Annotated in this window: 13 protein-coding genes; 8 read left to right on the forward strand and 5 right to left on the reverse strand. The window is 58.6% G+C overall.

Features of this window, described 5'->3' with window-relative positions; genetic code table 11:
* Positions 1 to 188 precede the first annotated feature (188 nt).
* Together ACROHD_RS13670 and ACROHD_RS13675 are read left to right on the forward strand one after the other, a co-directional pair.
* Positions 189 to 887: an ABC transporter permease gene (locus ACROHD_RS13670; RefSeq protein WP_432678670.1), complete on the forward strand. Its 699-nt coding sequence runs from the start codon at positions 189 to 191 to the stop codon at positions 885 to 887.
* Complete coding sequence (locus ACROHD_RS13675) at positions 884 to 1,504, forward strand: SH3 domain-containing protein (protein ID WP_432678672.1); 621 nt, start codon at positions 884 to 886, stop codon at positions 1,502 to 1,504. The genes ACROHD_RS13670 and ACROHD_RS13675 overlap by 4 nt, the downstream gene beginning before the upstream one ends.
* Here ACROHD_RS13675 and ACROHD_RS13680 read toward each other — a convergent pair.
* Positions 1,501 to 2,109 (reverse strand): alpha-ketoglutarate-dependent dioxygenase AlkB family protein, encoded by a 609-nt coding sequence (locus ACROHD_RS13680; protein WP_432678673.1) that lies wholly within the window; start codon positions 2,107 to 2,109, stop codon positions 1,501 to 1,503. The two genes, ACROHD_RS13675 and ACROHD_RS13680, sit on opposite strands and share 4 nt — an antisense overlap.
* A 207-nt stretch (positions 2,110 to 2,316) precedes the next feature.
* On the opposite strand from ACROHD_RS13680, the gene dnaK reads away from it, so the two are divergent.
* The gene (gene dnaK / locus ACROHD_RS13685; RefSeq protein ID WP_432678675.1) at positions 2,317 to 4,230 is read left to right on the forward strand and encodes a molecular chaperone DnaK; all 1,914 of its coding nucleotides are present in this window, start codon (positions 2,317 to 2,319) and stop codon (positions 4,228 to 4,230) included.
* Between the two features lie 80 nt (positions 4,231 to 4,310).
* On the forward strand, positions 4,311 to 5,459 hold the full coding sequence (gene dnaJ, locus ACROHD_RS13690) for a molecular chaperone DnaJ (protein WP_432678677.1): 1,149 nt from the start codon (positions 4,311 to 4,313) through the stop codon (positions 5,457 to 5,459).
* Between the two features lie 60 nt (positions 5,460 to 5,519).
* Here the strand turns inward: dnaJ and ACROHD_RS13695 are convergent, their stop codons facing one another.
* Positions 5,520 to 7,781 carry an NADP-dependent malic enzyme gene (locus tag ACROHD_RS13695; protein ID WP_432678679.1) on the reverse strand — a complete coding sequence of 754 codons (2,262 nt, stop codon included), beginning with the start codon at positions 7,779 to 7,781 and terminating at the stop codon, positions 5,520 to 5,522.
* A gap of 133 nt (positions 7,782 to 7,914) precedes the next feature.
* On the opposite strand from ACROHD_RS13695, the gene mutS reads away from it, so the two are divergent.
* Positions 7,915 to 10,554 (forward strand): DNA mismatch repair protein MutS, encoded by a 2,640-nt coding sequence (mutS, locus tag ACROHD_RS13700; RefSeq protein ID WP_432678680.1) that lies wholly within the window; start codon positions 7,915 to 7,917, stop codon positions 10,552 to 10,554.
* A 98-nt stretch (positions 10,555 to 10,652) separates the two neighbouring features.
* Here mutS and ACROHD_RS13705 read toward each other — a convergent pair whose 3' ends face one another.
* Both ACROHD_RS13705 and hrcA read right to left on the reverse strand, forming a co-directional pair.
* Entirely contained in the window at positions 10,653 to 11,228 is a 576-nt protein-coding gene (locus ACROHD_RS13705; protein WP_432678681.1) for a nucleotide exchange factor GrpE, read from the reverse strand.
* 10 nt (positions 11,229 to 11,238) lie between these two features.
* Positions 11,239 to 12,303, reverse strand: a complete 1,065-nt coding sequence (gene hrcA / locus ACROHD_RS13710; RefSeq protein ID WP_432678721.1) for a heat-inducible transcriptional repressor HrcA — start codon at positions 12,301 to 12,303, stop codon at positions 11,239 to 11,241.
* Positions 12,304 to 12,424: 121 nt separating this feature from the next.
* Between hrcA and rph the strand changes: the two genes are divergently transcribed.
* From rph to hemW, 3 genes are read left to right on the forward strand one after another with little or no spacing between them, the layout of a single operon-like run.
* Positions 12,425 to 13,138 (forward strand): ribonuclease PH, encoded by a 714-nt coding sequence (gene rph / locus ACROHD_RS13715; protein ID WP_432678682.1) that lies wholly within the window; start codon positions 12,425 to 12,427, stop codon positions 13,136 to 13,138.
* Positions 13,138 to 13,746, forward strand: coding sequence for an RdgB/HAM1 family non-canonical purine NTP pyrophosphatase (gene rdgB / locus ACROHD_RS13720; RefSeq protein ID WP_432678684.1), 609 nt, complete (start codon positions 13,138 to 13,140; stop codon positions 13,744 to 13,746). The genes rph and rdgB overlap by 1 nt, the downstream gene beginning before the upstream one ends.
* Entirely contained in the window at positions 13,709 to 14,896 is a 1,188-nt protein-coding gene (hemW, locus tag ACROHD_RS13725) for a radical SAM family heme chaperone HemW (protein WP_432678722.1), read from the forward strand. Before rdgB ends, hemW begins: the two co-directional genes overlap by 38 nt.
* Here hemW and ACROHD_RS13730 read toward each other — a convergent pair.
* Positions 14,893 to 15,792, reverse strand: a complete 900-nt coding sequence (locus tag ACROHD_RS13730) for a ParB/RepB/Spo0J family partition protein (RefSeq protein ID WP_432678685.1) — start codon at positions 15,790 to 15,792, stop codon at positions 14,893 to 14,895. The two genes, hemW and ACROHD_RS13730, sit on opposite strands and share 4 nt — an antisense overlap.
* Position 15,793 lies beyond the last annotated feature (1 nt).

A 15,793-nucleotide genomic window follows, 5' to 3' on the forward strand; every position in this document is an offset into this window, starting at 1 on the left:
CAAGGTATCCCTGCGACAAAGATGGGGGCCGTTCGTTCGGGCAGATTAAAATCGGTATCCACATGCAGTTCGGTCATTCCAGACGAAAATCTACGCTTAGCATTTTGTTAAGTTTGACAGAGTTGATCTACACCTCAACCGTTCGGAAGGTCAGGGCAACGCATGGCAATGCCATCATGGCGCTGCTGATGAGTATGCTGCAGGCGATCCTGTTCGTTGTGGCGTTCTACTTCATGTTTACGGTTCTGGGCACTCGCAACATGGCAATCCGTGGGGATTTCCTGATTTACCTTGTGACCGGGATCTTCCTGTACCTCACTCACATCAAGGCACTAACCGCTGTCATGGGGGCAGAGGGACCGACCTCTGCCATGATGCTACATGCGCCGATGAACACAATTGTCGCTATCGTGTCTTCGGCGCTTTCGACGCTGTATATCCAGACACTTTCACTCTTCGTGATCATGTTGGGCATTCATACGATCTTTGACGGTCTCGTGATCCACGACTGGTCAGGCGTTATTTTCATGTATCTTCTGGCTTGGGCGACAGGGTGTGCCGTGGGCCTGATCTTCATGAACCTGAAACCTTGGTTTCCCGACGTGATAGGGATCGTGCAAAGCATCTATACGCGCGCGAATATGATCGCTTCCGGGAAGATGTTCGTTGCCAACGCTTTGCCTGCGATGATGATCCCTTGGTTTTCATGGAACCCGCTCTTTCATCTGATTGATCAGGCGCGCGGGTTTGCCTTCAACAATTACTTCCCGCATCACACCAATTGGCACTACCCGATTTATTTCACCATCGCCCTCGTGATGCTGGGTCTGATGGGCGATTTTTATACCCGGAAACGGGTTTCCGCTAGCTGGACGGCAGGACGATGAAAAAGCTTTTCTTGACCCTATTCCTTGTGTTTTTTGGCCATGCTGTGGCCGCCCAAGTACATGATTACCCCGCACTCTACCGTGTCACTGGTGTTGTGGCGACCGACGTGCTGAACGTCCGGGCCGGACCCGGCGCAAACCACCAGATCATCGGGTCATTCGCCCCGAACCAGACTCATGTCGAGGTTGTGGGAACGACCGAAGACCGCAGATGGGGCCGCGTGATCATCGGAGAAACATCCGGCTGGTCGTCGATGCGTTATCTGACCCGCATGGGACCGGACTGGAACGCAGGTCTTCCGGCGCCGCTTTACTGTCACGGAACAGAACCTTTCTGGAGCTTTGAGCGCCTGATCGGCGGCGGCAACTTCAACAGCGTCACAATGGCCGCCCCCGAACCTTTCGCAGAGTTGTGGAGCGGGGAACCCTCTGGCAGGGGTCCGCAAACCTTTGGGATGGTCCTCGATAGCGGAAATTCCAGGATGACAGCCTTTATCCGCCGCGGCATCTGTTCCGACGGGATGAGCGACCGGGACTACGGCATGATCGCATATTTCCTGCGCACGACTTCTCAAGGGTCGGAGCTGTTGGAAGGCTGCTGTTCTCTGTCGCGCTAATCGACCACCCGTAAGGTCAAATTGATCCTCCCCCCGTTCGGCAAGAGCGGGGAGGAGCCGAATCTCAGTCGGTCGACCCCGTGATGACGCAGCCTTGCCTCACCGCCCATAACCACCACATCGCCTGACCTTAGCCAGACAGATTTCGTCGGGCCGCCGCGTTCGACATTGCCCATTCGAAACAGTGCATCATCCCCGAGTGAGATGGACAGAACCGGCTGGCTAAAATCCTGTTCGTCCTTGTCCTGATGCAGACCCATGCGCGCCGCTTCGCCATAGAAGTTTACCAAACAGCAATCCGGGTCCCTCTCCGTTCCTGAGAGATCCCGCCAGACAGTCAGAATGCTGTCCGGTATCGGCGGCCAGGACATGCCGTCGGGATGCACCCGATCATAGCGATACCCGCGCCGGTCGCTGACCCAACCAACACGCCCGGCGGAGGTCATCCTGACCGACATTTTCCGACCGCTCGGGGTGATCGGATGAAACAACGGGGCTGCGCTTGCTATAAGCCGAACATCCGCAACCATCCGCGATTGGACATCGGGTGAAAGGTAGTCCGGGTAGATATCAAAGCCCTGAACCTGCACCCTGTTGAAATCCATATGCTCCTACATCCCTGCTTGCATGACGAAACTGAATCAGATTCCGCCCATTTCACCGCTTTGCCATGCTTGCAGCGGCTTGAAGCCCCACTTATATACCCTCCGAAGCTTGGTTGGGGCACTCTCTGACCAAATTGGGATAAGGGGCCGGGGGCCGCAATCGGACCCGCTCCTGCAACATCGCCTTGAAGAAGGAATGACAAAGACATGGCCAAAGTGATTGGTATCGACCTCGGCACCACGAACTCGTGCGTTGCCATCATGGACGGATCTCAGCCCCGGGTTATCGAAAACTCGGAAGGCGCGCGGACCACGCCCTCGATCGTCGGCTACACCGATGATGAAAAACTGGTGGGTCAGGCTGCTAAGCGTCAGGCTGTCACCAACCCCGACAACACGATTTTCGCCGTCAAACGCCTGATCGGCCGCCGCGTGGGTGACCCCGCGGTCGAGAAGGACAAGAAATTGGTGCCCTATGCCATCGTCGATGGCGGCAATGGTGACGCATGGGTTGAGGTGAAGGGCGAAAAGTTCAGCCCCAGTCAGGTGTCCGCACTGATCCTTGGCAAGATGAAAGAAACCGCCGAGAGCTATCTTGGCGAAGAGGTGACGCAAGCCGTCATCACCGTGCCCGCCTATTTCAACGACGCCCAGCGTCAGGCCACCAAGGACGCCGGCAAAATCGCCGGTCTAGAAGTGCTGCGGATCATCAACGAACCGACTGCAGCTGCCCTCGCCTACGGCTTGGACAAGAAAGACAGCAAAACCATCGCGGTCTATGACCTTGGCGGTGGTACCTTCGACATCACCATCCTCGAAATCGACGATGGCCTGTTCGAAGTGAAATCCACCAACGGTGACACGTTCCTGGGTGGTGAAGACTTCGACATGCGCATTGTCGATTACCTCGCCAACGAGTTCAAAAAGGAACATGGCGTTGACCTGACCAAGGACAAGATGGCCCTCCAGCGTCTGAAAGAAGCTGCCGAGAAAGCCAAGATCGAACTGTCCTCGGCCACCCAGACCGAAATCAACCAGCCCTTCATCTCGATGGGCAAGGACGGCGCGCCGCTTCACCTGGTGATGAAGCTGACCCGTGCCAAGCTGGAATCTCTGGTCGGTGATCTGATCAAGGCGTCGCTCAAGCCCTGTCAGGCCGCACTGAAAGACGCTGGCATTTCCAAGGGTGAGATCGACGAGATCGTTTTGGTCGGCGGTATGACCCGTATGCCCAAAGTGATCGCGGAAGTGTCGAACTTCTTCGGCAAGGAGCCCCACAAAGGCGTGAACCCCGACGAAGTCGTTGCCATGGGCGCCGCCATTCAGGCCGGTGTTCTGCAAGGCGACGTCAAGGATGTGGTTCTGCTGGACGTGACGCCGCTGTCGCTTGGCATTGAAACGCTTGGTGGTGTGTTCACCCGTCTGATCGACCGCAACACGACGATCCCGACCAAGAAGTCGCAGATCTTCTCGACCGCGGAAGATAACCAGAACGCCGTGACGATCCGCGTCTTCCAGGGTGAACGCGAGATGGCCGCTGACAACAAGATGCTCGGCCAGTTCAACCTCGAAAACATCCCGCCCGCACCGCGTGGTATGCCCCAGATCGAAGTGACCTTCGACATCGACGCCAATGGCATCGTGTCCGTCGGCGCCAAGGACAAGGGCACCGGCAAGGAACAGCAGATCACCATCCAGGCATCTGGTGGCCTGTCCGATGAGGACATCGAGCGCATGGTGCGTGAAGCCGAGGAAAACGCCGAGGCCGACAAGAGCCGTAAGGAACTGGTCGAAGCGAAAAACCAGGCTGAAAGCCTGATCCACTCGACCCAGAAATCGATGGAAGAACATGGTGACAAGGTTGACCCGACCACCATCGAAGCCATCGAGCTGGCCATCAAAGCGCTGGAAGAAACGCTGGAATCCGAAGACGCAGCCAAGATCAAAGGCGGCATCCAGAACGTGACCGAAGCGGCCATGAAACTGGGCGAAGCCATCTACAAGGCGCAGGCCGAGGAAGCTGGTGAAGACGCGCCGGACGGCGTGGATGAGCCCGGCGGCGTCGACGATGATATCGTGGACGCAGACTTTGAAGACCTCGACAACGACCGTCGGTCGTGATCGCGTGAACTGACCCACGTGCGACCGGCTGAGGAAAACCCCTTGGCCGGTCTGCTCGTTTGAGGAAGGCAGCAATCCAAATGGCAAAACGCGATTATTACGAGGTTCTCGGGGCCTCCAAAGGGGCCTCGGCGGACGAGTTGAAAAAGGCCTACCGCAAGAAGGCCAAGGAACTGCACCCGGATCGCAACGCGGACAATCCGGACGCCGAAGCTCAGTTCAAGGAAATCAACGAAGCCTACGAAGTGCTGAAGGATGCCGACAAGAAGGCCGCCTATGACCGCTATGGTCACGCGGCATTCGATGGTGGCATGGGTGGCGGCCCGCGTGCGGGCGGCGGCCGGGGCCAGGGTGATTTCGCCAGCGCCTTTTCCGACGTGTTCGAAGACCTGTTCGGCGATTTCATGGGCGGTCAGCGCGGTGGCGCCCGGCAACGGGCAACGCGCGGCTCCGACTTGCGCTACAACCTCGGAATTACTCTGGAAGAGGCATTTACGGGTCTGCAAAAGGCGATCACCGTTCCCACCTCTGTCGCGTGTGGTGAATGCAGCGGCAGTGGCGCGGAAGGCGGGGCCGAACCCCAGACCTGCCCGACCTGTTCCGGCATGGGCAAGGTTCGCGCGCAGCAGGGCTTCTTCACCGTTGAACGCACGTGCCCCACTTGTTCGGGTGCCGGTCAGATCGTGAAAAACCCCTGCCGTGTCTGCGGAGGTTCGGGCCGGACCGAGAAGGAAAAGGCCCTGTCCGTGAATATCCCCGCCGGCGTCGAAACTGGCACCCGCATTCGCCTTTCTGGCGAGGGCGAGGCCGGGCTGCGCGGCGGCCCTACGGGTGATCTCTATATTTTCATCGAAGTGCAGGATCACGCAATCTTCCAGCGTGACGGGCTGGACCTATTCTGCCGTGTGCCCGTGTCTATGACCAAGGCCGCCCTTGGCGGGGAAGTCGAAGTTCCTACAATCGACGGTGGCCGCAGCCGTGTGAAGGTTCCCGAAGGGTCACAGTCAGGCCGGCAGATGCGCCTAAGGTCCAAGGGGATGCCAGCGTTGCGCGGCACCGGTCAGGGCGACATGTACATTGAGCTGGCCGTTGAAACCCCCGTGAAACTGACCAGCGAACAGAAAGAGCTGTTGCGCCAGTTCGAAGAATCCTGTGCCAAGTCGAACAACCCCAATGCCAGCGGGTTTTTCGACAAGGTCAAGAATTTCTGGGACGGCATGACAAGCTGATTTCGCCCGGTTCAGAGACGAAAATGGCCCGCTGGAAACGCTCCGGCGGGCCTTTTCTGTTCAGTGACCGATGCGGCTTGCGGCCATCGCGGCCATGTTCAGAATGTCGTTCGAGGTCGAGCCCGTCGAACAGATCTGTACCGGATGTTCCAGCCCCGTAAGGATCGGGCCGATCACCGTCGCCCCGGCCATTTCCTGCATCAGCTTGACCGAAATCGACGCCGAATGCCGCGCCGGCACCACTAGAACATTCGCGGGGCCAGACAATCGGGTAAACGGATATTGCGCCATGACATCGCGATTCAGGGCGACGTCAACGGTCATCTCGCCGTCGTATTCGAAATCCACGCCCAACTTGTCCAAAACCTTCGGCGCGAGGTGCATCTTTTCGGCCCGCTCGGACACCGGATAGCCATAGGTCGAGAAGCTGACAAAGGCGACGCGGGGCTCGATCCCCAAACCGCGCGCCACGGTTGCACCGCGCTGCGCGATCAGGGCCAGATCCTCTGCCTCGGGCCATTCATGGACCAGCGTATCGCCGACCAGCACGATCTTGCCCTTGTTCATCAGAACCGTGACACCAACCGCACCATCCTGCGCCCGCGCGTCGAAGACATGCCCGATCAGCCCCAGCACATGCGCCGATTTGCGAGTAGCGCCAGTCACCAGCCCGTCACCATGACCATGCGCCAGCATCAGCGACGCAAACACATGGCGGTCGCGGGCCGCAAGCCGGTGAATATCCGTCCGGTCAAAACCCTTGCGCTGCAACCGGTCGTAGAGAAACGCCTTGTAGGTATCCAGATGCTGGGTGTTGGCGGCATTCACGATCTGCAATTCGCGCACCGCATCGGCCAGGCCGACACTTTCCAGCTTTTGCTTCACATCAGGCTCTCGTCCGACGACGATGGCCTTGCCCATGCCGTTGCGTTGATAGGCAACCGCAGCACGCAAAACGCGCACATCGTCCCCTTCCGCAAAGATCATGCGGGCTTGGGCTGCACGGGCACGGGCATTGATCCCCCGCAGGACCGACGCCGTTGGATCCATCCGCGCGTTCAGGGTCTGCGCGTAGGCATCAAGGTCGATGATCGGCCGCCGCGCCACGCCAGTTTCCATCCCGGCCTTCGCCACGGCGGGTGGGATCGTATAGATCAGCCGCGGATCAAAGGGCGTTGGAATGATGTAGTCGCGCCCGAATGACAGTTTACGGCCATAGGCCATCGCAACCTCATCCGGCACATCTTCACGAGCCAATTCAGCCAGCGCTTCGGCACAGGCAATCTTCATCTCGTCGTTGATGGCGCGCGCGTGAATGTCCAGCGCCCCGCGGAAGAGATAAGGAAAGCCCAGAACGTTGTTCACCTGGTTTGGGTAATCACTGCGGCCTGTGGCGACGATGGCATCCACCCGGACTTCATGCGCCTCTTCCGGGGTGATCTCGGGATCTGGATTGGCCATGGCGAAGATCACCGGGTTATCGGCCATCGACAGCACCATGTCCTGCGTCACAGCACCCTTGGCAGACACGCCAAGGAACACGTCGCAGCCCTTCATCGCATCTTCCAGAGTGCGCGATTCGGTCTTCACTGCATGGGCCGATTTCCACTGGTTCATACCTTCGGTGCGACCCTGATAGATCACGCCCTTGGTGTCGCACATAATGCAGTTTTCGTGCCGCGCACCCATAGCTTTCAACAGCTCAAGACAGGCAATTCCGGCAGCGCCCGCGCCGTTCAAAACGATCTTCACATCTTCGATCTTCTTATTCGACAGATGCAGCGCATTGATCAGCCCCGCAGCGCAAATCACCGCAGTACCGTGTTGGTCGTCATGAAACACCGGAATGTCCATGATCTCTTTCAACTGCTGTTCGATGATGAAGCATTCAGGCGCCTTGATATCCTCAAGGTTGATGCCGCCAAAGCTCGGCCCCATCAGCTTGACCGCGTTGATGAACTCAGTCGGGTCTTCTGTGTCCAGCTCGATATCAATGGAATTGACGTCGGCAAAGCGCTTGAACAGTACCGCTTTGCCCTCCATCACCGGCTTGGACGCCAAGGCCCCAAGGTTCCCGAGCCCCAGCACCGCCGTGCCATTGGAAATAACCGCCACCATGTTGCCCTTGGTGGTGTAGTCATAGGCCAGTTCCGGGTTCTCAGCGATCGCTTCGCAGGGAACGGCCACGCCGGGCGAATAGGCCAGGCTAAGATCCCGCTGTGTGGTCATGGCGGTCGAGGCCTGAATGTCGATCTTTCCTGGACGCGGTTCCAGGTGGTAGGCCAAGGCCTCTTCGCGGGTGACTTTGGTCTTGTTCGACATTTTTTGATCGGTCTCCGTTTTTCCAGCCAGATCGTATTAGAGCGATTGCCCCTACGTCACAACCAAGCATGTTTGCGGCCTTTTACCCGGCCCGCGCAATTTGTAGTGTGGCGGCGCAGGCAAGGGGATGTCGATGACCGCACAAGTGACGCCGATGATGGCGCAATTCCTGGAGATCAAGGCGCAACACCGCGACGCGCTGCTGTTTTACAGGATGGGCGACTTTTACGAGATGTTTTTTGACGATGCCGTGGCGGCAGCCGAGGCGTTGGATATCGCGCTGACGAAACGCGGCAAACATCTGGGCGAAGACATTCCGATGTGTGGCGTTCCCGTACATTCGGCCGAGGGCTATTTCCTGACGCTGATCCGCAAGGGGTTTCGGGTCGCAGTCTGCGAACAGATGGAAGACCCGGCAGAGGCGAAAAAGCGCGGATCAAAGGCCGTGGTTCACAGGGCGGTCGTGCGGCTGGTCACCCCCGGCACCCTGACCGAAGACACACTGCTAGAGGCACGCCGCCACAATTATCTGGTGGCCTACGCAGATATCCGGGGCGAATCATCGCTCGCCTGGACCGATATTTCCACCGGTGCGTTTCACGTCATGCCCTGCCCCCTGGTCCGGCTTGCCCCGGAACTTGCGCGGCTTGCGCCACGGGAGATTCTGGTTGCCGACGGCATGTCCAATGACACCGTTTCGCTGATCGAAGAAACCGGTGCTGCAATCACTCCGTTGTCGCCATCCAGCTTTGACAGCGGGTCGGCTGAGCGGCGAATTCAGTCTCTATTTCAGGTGAAATCAATCGAATCGTTTGGGTCTTTTACCCGCTCAGACCTCGCTGCTATGGGCGCGATCATCGACTATCTGGAGATCACACAGAAAGGCAAACTGCCGCTTCTTCGCGCGCCATCGCGGACGCTTGCACAACGGATGATGCAGATTGACGCCGCGACCCGGCGCAACCTGGAACTGACGACATCGATAAACGGGGGACGCGCCGGATCGTTGTTGGCGACGATCGACCGAACCCTGACCGCCGGTGGTGCGCGTCTTCTTGAACATCGCCTGTCCAGCCCCTCGACCCAGATACCGATTGTCACCGAACGGCTGGATGCCGTTTCCGCCTGCGTCGCGGATTCTGCGCTGTCCGAAACGCTACGCGACACGTTGCGCAAGGTGCCAGACATGGACAGGGCCCTGTCCCGGCTTGGGCTCGATCGGGGCGGCCCGCGGGATCTGGCCGCCATTCGCAACGGTCTGGCTCAGGCTGCACACCTTCATGAAACCCTTCGAAATCAAGACCTTCCAAAGGTTTTATCAGACAGTGTCAACGCTTTGTCCGGGCATGATGATCTTCTGAACCTTCTCGAGGCCGCCCTGATCGCAGAGCCGCCCCTATTGGCGCGTGACGGTGGGTTCATCGCGCCGGGCTATGACGCAGATCTTGATGATACCCGGCAATTGCGGGACGAAGGCAAGGGCATCATCGGCAAGATGCAGGCCGAGTTCATCGCCACCACCGGCATCCAGTCGCTGAAGATCAAGCATAACAACGTGCTTGGGTATTTCATCGAAACGACCGCGACCCATGCCCAAAAGATGCTGTCGCCGCCGCTGTCCGAAACCTTCATCCACCGGCAGACAACCGCAAACCAGGTGCGCTTCACCACGGTAGAGCTATCTGAAATCGAGACGAAGATCCTTAACGCCGGCAATCGGGCATTAGAGATCGAAAAGACCCTGTTTCAGTCTCTAAAACAGGCAGTTTTAACCCGAAACGAGCAAGTGGGCGCCGCCGCAGCTGCCCTGGCTGAGATCGATCTGACGGCCGCGCTGGCCCATCTCGCTCGGTCTGAGAACTGGGTGCGTGCCCAGATTGACGACAGCCGAGATTTCGTGGTCGCCTCGGGTCGTCATCCCGTCGTGGAACGCGCGCTTCAAAAGGAGGGAGAGCCATTCATTGCTAATGACTGCACCCTGACGGCAGAGGGCGACAAGGCCGCGCTTACCTTGCTGACCGGCCCCAATATGGCCGGTAAATCAACCTATCTGCGCCAGAACGCCTTGATTGCCATCCTTGCCCAGATGGGCAGTTTCGTCCCCGCGACATCCGCGAAAATCGGCTTGGTCAGCCAGGTTTTCAGCCGCGTCGGTGCTTCGGACGATCTGGCGAGGGGCCGGTCGACCTTCATGGTTGAAATGGTTGAAACGGCTGCGATCCTAAACCAGGCCGATGAACGGGCGTTGGTCATTCTCGATGAGATCGGACGCGGCACCGCCACATATGATGGCCTGTCCATCGCATGGGCCACACTGGAGCACCTGCACGAAGTGAACCGCTGCCGTGCCCTGTTCGCCACCCACTATCACGAGATGACAAGCCTCGCTGATCGGATGGACGGCGTGAAGAACGCCACCGTCGCTGTCCGAGAATGGGAAGGAGAGGTCATTTTCCTGCACGAGGTACGCCCAGGTGCCGCAGACCGCAGCTATGGTGTTCAGGTTGCAAAACTGGCTGGCCTACCAGCCTCAGTCGTCGCACGGGCCCATGATGTTCTGGATGCGCTTGAAAAAGGCGAACGCGAAGGGGGAGAACGCCAAAAGGCCCTGATCGATGACCTGCCGCTGTTCTCCGCCACCCCGGCACCTGCCCCGCAATCTGTGAAACCGTCTCCGGTTGCAGACAGGCTGAAGGACATTCACCCAGATATGCTGACCCCAAAAGAGGCGCTGGACCTGATCTACGAACTGAAATCGCTCGAAAAAGACTAGACGCGAGCAATTTCACTGAAACTGTCCGCGCCCCTTCTTCTTGGCTCAATTACTCCGGGGGTGCGGGGGCTGGCCCCCGCTGCGCGCCCTGTCCGCCTTCACGACGCCGGGGTAGAAGACACGCCGACCTGCGCAGGGCGCAACAAGCGGTCATGCAGCAAGAAGCCAACCGCCATAACCTGAATGATCTCGCCCGCCTTTGTGCCGGGCACGGGCGCTTCGAACATGGCCTCGTGCTCATTCGGGTTAAAGACGTCGCCGTTTTCCGGAACGATCGGGGTCATACCGTGCTTGGAAAACACGTTCAGCAGCTCTCGCAGGGTCAGTTCAACCCCCTCGATCACAGCCGCCGCAACTTCGTTTTCTTCCTTATTCGCTGCTTCCAGCGCGCGTTGCAGGTTGTCATAGACCGGCAACAGATCCCGTGCCAAACGGGTGCTGCCGTAATGCTCGGCCTCGCGCCGGTCACGGTCCGCGCGTTTACGCACGTTTTCGGACTCCGCCAGAGTCCGCAGCAGGCGGTCCTTCAGCTCATCGCGTTCTGCGCGCAGAGCATCCAGTTCCAGCGCTTCAGCAGAAAACTCTTCCTGCTCTTCATCTTCCAGCGCGGCGTCCAGTTCTGCCTCGAGCGCATCGGGGTCGTCCAGGAACATCTCTTCCTTGGGGTCTGCCATCTCAAACCTCTTATGACTGGTCCGAAATCAGCTTTCCGACCAGTTGTGCCGTGTAATCCACAATCGGAACGATCCGGCCGTAATTAAGCCGCGTGGGCCCAATCACACCGACCGCGCCGATGATCTTTCGATCAGCGTTCATATATGGGGAAACCACCAGAGAGGAACCCGAAAGTGAGAAAAGTTTGTTCTCTGACCCGATAAAAATGCGCACACCGTCGCCCTCTTCGGTCAGTTCAAGGAATTCCGCGATGTCCCGCTTGCGTTCAAGGTCATCGAAGAGCGTCCTGATGCGCTCCATTTCTTCGGACTCGCCACCCGACTCGAGCAGATGAGACCGGCCACGCACAATCAGCCGTTCCGTACGATCGCCTTCGTTTTCCCAGATTGCCGCTCCGCTCTCGATCAGTTCACGCGCCAGCTGATCGATCTCCTGACGCCGGGCGCGCACCTCGGTCTCCATGAGGCGGCGAATCTCGGTCACGGTCTTTCCTTCCGCCAGCGCGTTCAGGAAATTTGCCGCCTCTCGCATGGAGCTTGGCGTCTGACCCGGCGGCGGGGTAAAGATCCGGTTCTCAACATGACCATCGGCAAAGACCAGCACCACAAGCGCCTTGTTGGACGCCAGTTGAACGAACTCGATATGCTTGATCGGCGCTTCATGTTTCGGCGCCAGAACAAGGCTTGCGCCTTGGGTGACGCCAGACAAAGCCGACCCCAGCAGATCAAGCTTGTGTGCAACGTCAGTGTTATTGCCACCTACTGTAGCTTCAAGCTTTTCACGGTCTGACAGGGTCAGGTCGCCAACTTCCAGCAGCCCGTCTACGAACATTCGCAAGCCCAGTTCAGTCGGGATGCGGCCCGCCGATACGTGCGGGCTGTTGAGCAATCCAAGAAACTCCAGATCCTGCATCACATTTCGGATCGTAGCTGCTGAAACTTTCTCTGACAGGGTGCGCGTCAAGGTGCGCGATCCCATAGGCGATCCGGTTTCCAGATAGCCTTCGACCACCCGGCGAAACACCTCGCGCGAGCGTTCGTTCATCTCAGCAAGTATATTCGCGGTTTCCGGCATCTTTTTCTGTGCTGTCATGTCAGAAACATTAAGCGGCGGCAGCGACGGAAGGTCAATCGGGGTTGCGTGTCGCAGGGGCTAGGGACTATCCCCATGCCCAAGCGATATGCAGGAGATAGATATGCGCCCGTCAGGCAGAAACCTAGACCAGATGCGTCCGATTGCAATTGAAACCGGCGTAACCCGCCATGCAGAGGGCTCGTGCCTGATCAAGGTCGGCAACACCCATGTGCTGTGCACCGCATCATTGGAAGAGCGTGTACCGCCCTTCCTGCGCAATACCGGGCTTGGCTGGGTGACGGCAGAATATGGGATGCTGCCACGCGCCACCCATACCCGTATGCGGCGCGAGGCATCGGCTGGCAAACAATCTGGCAGAACGCAGGAAATTCAACGGCTTATCGGTCGCTCCCTGCGGGCAGGCATCGACCGGGTTGCGCTTGGCGAACGTCAGATTACCGTCGACTGTGACGTGATCCAGGCCGATGGCGGCACCCGCTGCGCCGCGATCACCGGTGGTTGGGTTGCGCTGCGCCTTGCGGTGAACAAGCTGATGAAGGCGGGTGACATTATCTCTGACCCGATCATGGATCATGTGGCAGCGGTATCCTGCGGGGTTTTCGCCGGTCAGCCGGTGCTGGATCTCGACTATGACGAGGATTCCGAGGCCGGAACCGACGGCAATTTCGTCATGACGGGATCTGGCCAGCTCATCGAGCTGCAAGCCAGTGCCGAGGGCGCCACCTTTAGCCGTGCTCAGTTCAACGAACTGATGGATTTGGCCGACAAGGGTGTTGCCGATCTGGTTGCAGCCCAGAAAGCGGCCGTCGCCTGATGCGCAAGTTCACCGGCGATACCCTTCTTGTTGCGACCCACAACCAGGGCAAGCTGGAGGAGATCGCACATCTTCTGGAACCTCTGGGCATTTCCGTAACATCCGCCAAGGAACACGGACTGCCCGAGCCAGAGGAAACTGGGACGACCTTCGTCGAGAATGCCCGCATCAAGGCCCATACGGCGGCGAAGGCCACCGGACTACCGGCGCTTGCTGATGATTCCGGCATCGAGATTGACGCACTTGGCGGCGCGCCGGGTGTCTACACCGCCGATTGGGCGGAAACGCCGAATGGGCGGGATTTCGTGATGGCCATGACCCGGACACATGAAGAACTGGAGAAGGTCGGGGCCAAAGCCCCCCGCACCGCCCGGTTCTGCTGCACTCTGGTGCTGGCCTGGCCCGACGGACATGACGAGGTCTTCCCCGGCGTGATGGAAGGCGCGGTCGTCTGGCCAATGCGGGGCGATCAGGGTCATGGCTATGACCCGATTTTCCAACCGAAGGGGTATGACATCACCTTTGGCGAAATGGATCGTTGGGAAAAGAACCAGATCAGCCACCGCGCTGATGCGTTCCGCAAACTGGTGGCCGCACTTGGCAAGTGAGGACTGGCAGAAAGGCGGGTTCGGGCTCTACCTGCATTGGCCTTTCTGTCTGGCGAAATGCCCCTATTGCGACTTCAACAGCCACGTCGCCTCGCATGTAGATCAGTCTCGCTGGAAGGCAGCCTATCTTTCGGAAGTCAGAAGATATGGTGAGCTCACCCATGGGCGCACACTAAATACGGTGTTCTTCGGCGGCGGCACGCCATCCCTCATGAACCCCGATCTGGTTCATGCAGTGCTAGAGGAAATCCGCGCAACATGGTCTGTTTCCAATAGTTTTGAGGTCACGCTAGAGGCGAATCCAACATCGGTTGAGGCAGGTCGCTTTTCCGGCTTCCGCGATGCGGGTGTTAACAGAATTTCCATGGGAATTCAGTCACTTAACGACAGTGACCTAAAGCGCCTTGGCAGGATGCACACCGCCAAGGAAGGGCGAGATGCCTTTGATGTCGCCAGAAAGCTGTTTGATCGTGTCAGTTTCGACCTGATCTATGCCCGGCAACACCAGACCCCACAGGAATGGTCAGAGGAGCTAAAACAGGCTCTAAATATGGCGATTGATCACCTTTCGCTCTACCAGCTGACTATCGAGGACGGCACCGCCTTCGGGGATCGCTATGCCATCGGCCGCCTGCCCGGCCTGCCGACGGATGACAGTGCCGCTGATATGTACGACATCACACAAGAGATCACGGAGGCGGCAGGAATGCCCGCTTATGAGATCTCGAACCATGCGCGCGATATGGCGGAGAGCCGGCACAACCTGATCTATTGGCGCTATGGCGACTACATCGGCATCGGCCCCGGCGCGCATGGGCGCTTGACCTTGGGCGGAACCCGCTACGCGACCGAGACCCCGCTGACCCCCACCACCTGGCTTACCCAGGTCGAAACCAAAGGTCACGGCGAATCCTTGCGGGAACCGATCAACCCCAAGGACCAGGCAACCGAGTATCTGATGATGAGTTTGAGGCTGTCCGAGGGGAGCTCTCTCGTGCGGTTCAATGAGCTATCGGGCGTTGAGTTACCACGAGATCGACGAGAGAGACTACAAGATATGGGGTTTTTGACCGAAAGCGCCAACAAAATAAGGGCGACCAGCACTGGTCGCCCCATACTAAACAGTCTACTCAGAGAGCTGCTTTCCTAGCCATTTGAGTTCAGAATCTGGATGATATCGTCCAGCTGGCCAAGATCTGCGTATTTGATAGAAATCTTCCCGGATCCACCGTCAGCGTCATGATCAATGCTGACGGGCAAACCAATCGCAGCAGACAGATCGGATTCCAGCGCCTTTGTATCCGCATCCTTGTCACTAGCGGGGCGCGGTCGTGAAGCGCCACCGGTCGGTGCAGTCGGCTTGCGCATCAGCTTTTCGACCTCTCGCACAGACAGGCCCTTGTTGATCACCTCGCGCGCGATCCTGACAGCATCATCGCTGCCGACAAGCGCACGGGCGTGCCCGGCACTTAGCTGCCCGTCCCGCAGATAACCCTGGACCTCTTCGGGCAGTGTCAGCAAACGCATGAGGTTGGCGATATGAGACCGGCTTTTGCCCATTGCCGTCGCCAGCCGTTCTTGTGTGTGGTTGAACCGGTCCATCAGCTGTCGATAGCCCATGGCCTCTTCCACGGGGTTCAGATCGGCGCGTTGGATGTTCTCGATGATCGCGACTTCCAACACCTCTGTGTCATCAAAATCACGCACTAATACGGGGACTTCATGCAGCTGCGCCATCTGCGCCGCGCGCCAGCGGCGTTCACCGGCAACGATCTGATATGCCCCTTCCTGCGTTGGATCTGGCCTGACGATCAGCGGCTGGATAATCCCTTTCTCGGCGATCGAGTCTGACAGCTCCTCCAGCGCTTCCTGCGTGAAGGCGCGGCGCGGCTGATCGGGGTTCGGGCGCACCTGTTCAATCGGCACGTTCATATCGGGGCGGCGCGGGCTGTCAGGCGCGGCAGTTTCATCTGCGCTCGGCTCGTTGATATCCGCCATCAAGGCCGACAATCCGCGCCCCAGGCCCCTGCTCTTTCTCGTTGCCATT

This window comes from Nioella aestuarii, assembly GCF_050896395.1.
GTDB classification, from domain to species: Bacteria; Pseudomonadota; Alphaproteobacteria; order Rhodobacterales; family Rhodobacteraceae; genus Nioella; species Nioella aestuarii.